Origin of the sequence: Streptomyces viridosporus, assembly GCF_002078235.1 — a bacterium.
GTDB classification, from domain to species: domain Bacteria; phylum Actinomycetota; class Actinomycetes; order Streptomycetales; family Streptomycetaceae; genus Streptomyces; species Streptomyces viridosporus.
The window spans coordinates 1-2720 of record NZ_MSGP01000249.1 but is presented as its reverse complement, the minus strand read 5'-3'; the positions used below and the strand labels follow the sequence as shown (position 1 = coordinate 2720).

Below are 2720 nucleotides of genomic sequence, written 5' to 3'. Positions count from 1 at the left end.
CCCAGGGGGTGCGGTGGGAACGGGGGAGCCGGCCGGTCCGTCCTGCCGCGGGACCCCGGGGCGGGCCGGCCGGTCGTACGGGGGCCGCGGGTCCCGCCCGGGGGAACCGCGAGGGGCGGCGCCCCGGTCTTCAGCGGCCGAGGAGCCCGCGGGCCGTCAGGGCGAGGCTGACCTCGACGAGGTCGGACGGGCGGGAGAGGGAACGGCCCGACAGTTGCTCGTAGCGGCGCAGGCGGTTGAGGACGGTGTTGCGGTGGCAGTACAGGCGGCGGCTCGCCCGCTGGGCCGAACCGTCGCAGGCCAGCCAGGTGGCCAGGGTGTCCAGCAGGACGTCCGCGTCGGCGGGTTCGAGGTGCGCCAGCGGGCCGAGCAGCCGGTCGGCCAGGGCGGCACCGAGTTCGGGACTCGACACCACCAGTGCCGCGGGCAGGTGGTCGGTCAGCCGGGCCGCGCCGCCCTCCTCCGGGGACAGGCGCAGCGCGGTGTCCGCCAGCCGGCGGGCCTCGCCGACGGCGGCCAGCCCCTCGACCGCGCTGCTGACGCCCGCCCGTGTCCCGGGTGCCTGCTCCTCCGGCACGGCCACCTCCTCACCGTCCCCGACCAGGACGATGCCGTAATCCGCCGCCACGCCCGTGTGCCAGTGCACGCGCACACCCGGGCCGAAGGCCGCCCGGGCCCCCGGACAACCGGTGGGCCGGCCGCCGGTGACCGCGACGACCGCGTACCGCCCCTGCTCCGGCAGGTCGAGTGCCTGGGCGGCCTCGGGCAGGTCGGCGATGCGGCTCGTGCCGTCCAGCAGGGCCGCGGCGAGCAGACGCACCCTGTTCTCCCGCCGCCAGGCCAGCTGCCGTTCGGTCTGCCGGTAGGCGTCCGCCACGAGGGTGCAGTGCTCGTCGACGAAGTTCCACACGTCGGACGCCACGTGCACCAGCAGCCGTACGTCCTCGGGCGCCGCCCGTGACGTCTCGTCGACCAGGCCCTGCCACACCAGCGAGCCGCCCAGCCGGAAGGCGTGCAGCAGCGCGTCCAGCGGAAGTCCCTGCTCGGCCCGGGTGGCGCCGATCTTCCAGGAGCAGCGGCGCGCCGCGTCCCGGGCGCCCCGCGGGTCGAGCAGGGAGGAGACGCTGTGCCACAGCGAGCGGTGCGCCTCCTGCCAGATCGCGGTGGGATCCTCCTCGACGGCGGCCCGGTAGGCGGGTTCCTGCTCCTGCAGTACGGCGATCAGGCGGTCGGTGAGCCGGGGCAGGTCGTCCAGCAGCACCCGGGCGGCCCGGTGCAGCACGCGCAGCGCGTCGGCGTCGATCAGCGACCGCGTGCGCGGTGTCCGCGGCCGCGGAGCGGGCACGGGACCGGGGCGGGGCAGGGTACGTGGCCGTACGGCGTGGTGCATCGCGCATCTCCCCCAGGGTCGGCTTCCCGGCGGCGCCCGCGCGGCGGTCCCCCGTACCGGCGCCCGGCCGGCCGGAGAGCCCGTGGGCCGCCCGCCACCTGACTCGTCCTGCCCCGAAGGATGGCATACCGTCCGGTCGGTCCCTAGAGTTGTGCACCGGTCTTTTCCGCCTGTTCGACCAGCCTGGCCAGCTCCACCCGGGAGCGGACGCCGAGCGTGGCGAAGACGTTCCGCAGGTGGTAGTCGACCGTGCGGGTGCTGACGGACAGGCTCAGGGCCACCTCCCGGTTGGTGGCGCCCTCGGCGACGCACCGGGCGATGCGCAGTTGCTGCGGCGTCAGCCGGGCCAGCTCCCCCGGGCCGTGCCGGGCCGGCCGTACGGTGCCGGCCCCGCCCGGCGCGGCGCCGTTGGCCCGCAGCTCCGCCGCCGCCTGCTGCCCCCACGGGTGCGCGCCGCAGCGTTCGAAGCCCATCAGCGCCTCCCCGAGCCGCGCGCGTGCCTCGCCCAGCCGGCGCCGGCGCCGCAGCCACTTGCCGTAGAGCAGCTCGGTGCGTGCCCGCTCGAAGTCGCCGGCCGTCTCCTCGTGGCGGTCCAGGGCGCGCAGGTACAGCTCGTCGGCCGCCTCCGGTGCGGCCAGCAGCGCGCGGCAGCGCAGGAGTTGGGCGGGGGCCTGCGGGTCCGCCCTGCACGCGGCCCACAGCGCGAAGTCCTCGAGCACCGTCCGGGCGTGCGCGGGCCGGCCGGCGAGGGCGGCGGCCTCCACGAAGCAGGGGACGGCGAGCATCCACACCGCGAAGTGGCCGCGCCGCGCACCGGGGCGCACCAGCGGTCCGAGCCGGTCGACGGCCTCCCGGGGGCGGCCCGCGCCCAGGTCGGCACGGGCCAGGGCCCACTGGGCGAGGGTGGCGGCCTGGGCCAGTCCGTGCCGCCGGGCCGTGCCCAGGGCCGCCGCCGCGTGCTCGGCGACGAGCTCCCGCTCCCCCTCGATCGACGCCGCGAGGGCCAGGACCGCGTGGTGGTGGGCGGCCGTGTTCCGCTGCCCGGTCCGCCGCGCGGTGCGCAGTCCCTCCTCGGCGTGGGTGCGGGCGAGCTGGTGGCGTCCGGCCCGCAGTTCGGCGTAGGCCAGGTACTCCAGCGCCCTCGGTTCGAGGGCGGCGGAGCCGAGGGTCCGGGCCGCCGCCAGCGCCCGTGCGCCGGATCTGCGGGCGGCGGTCACGTCACCGAGCATGAGGGCCGCGGCGGCGGACCCCAGCAGCCGTTCGGGCTCGCCGGCGGACGGGTCCCACTCGACCACGCGCCGCAGCGGGGCGGCGGCCAGGTCGAAGCGGC

2 protein-coding genes are annotated in these 2720 nt (G+C 77.8%); both read right to left on the bottom strand.

The window, feature by feature from the left end:
* Window positions 1-130 precede the first annotated feature (130 nt).
* Window positions 131-1390: a PucR family transcriptional regulator gene (locus tag B7L92_RS18520; protein WP_081238658.1), complete on the bottom strand. Its 1260-nt coding sequence runs from the start codon at window positions 1388-1390 to the stop codon at window positions 131-133.
* Window positions 1391-1533: 143 nt separating this feature from the next.
* Window positions 1534-2720 (bottom strand): LuxR family transcriptional regulator (locus B7L92_RS18515; RefSeq protein ID WP_218030455.1); only part of this gene is annotated, 1187 nt, incomplete at its 5' end.

What these genes read in the sequence shown, in the direction of transcription:
- B7L92_RS18520 (WP_081238658.1), bottom strand. Translation starts at nt 1,390, where the DNA reads ATGCACCACGCCGTACGGCCACGTACCCTGCCCCGCCCCGGTCCCGTG.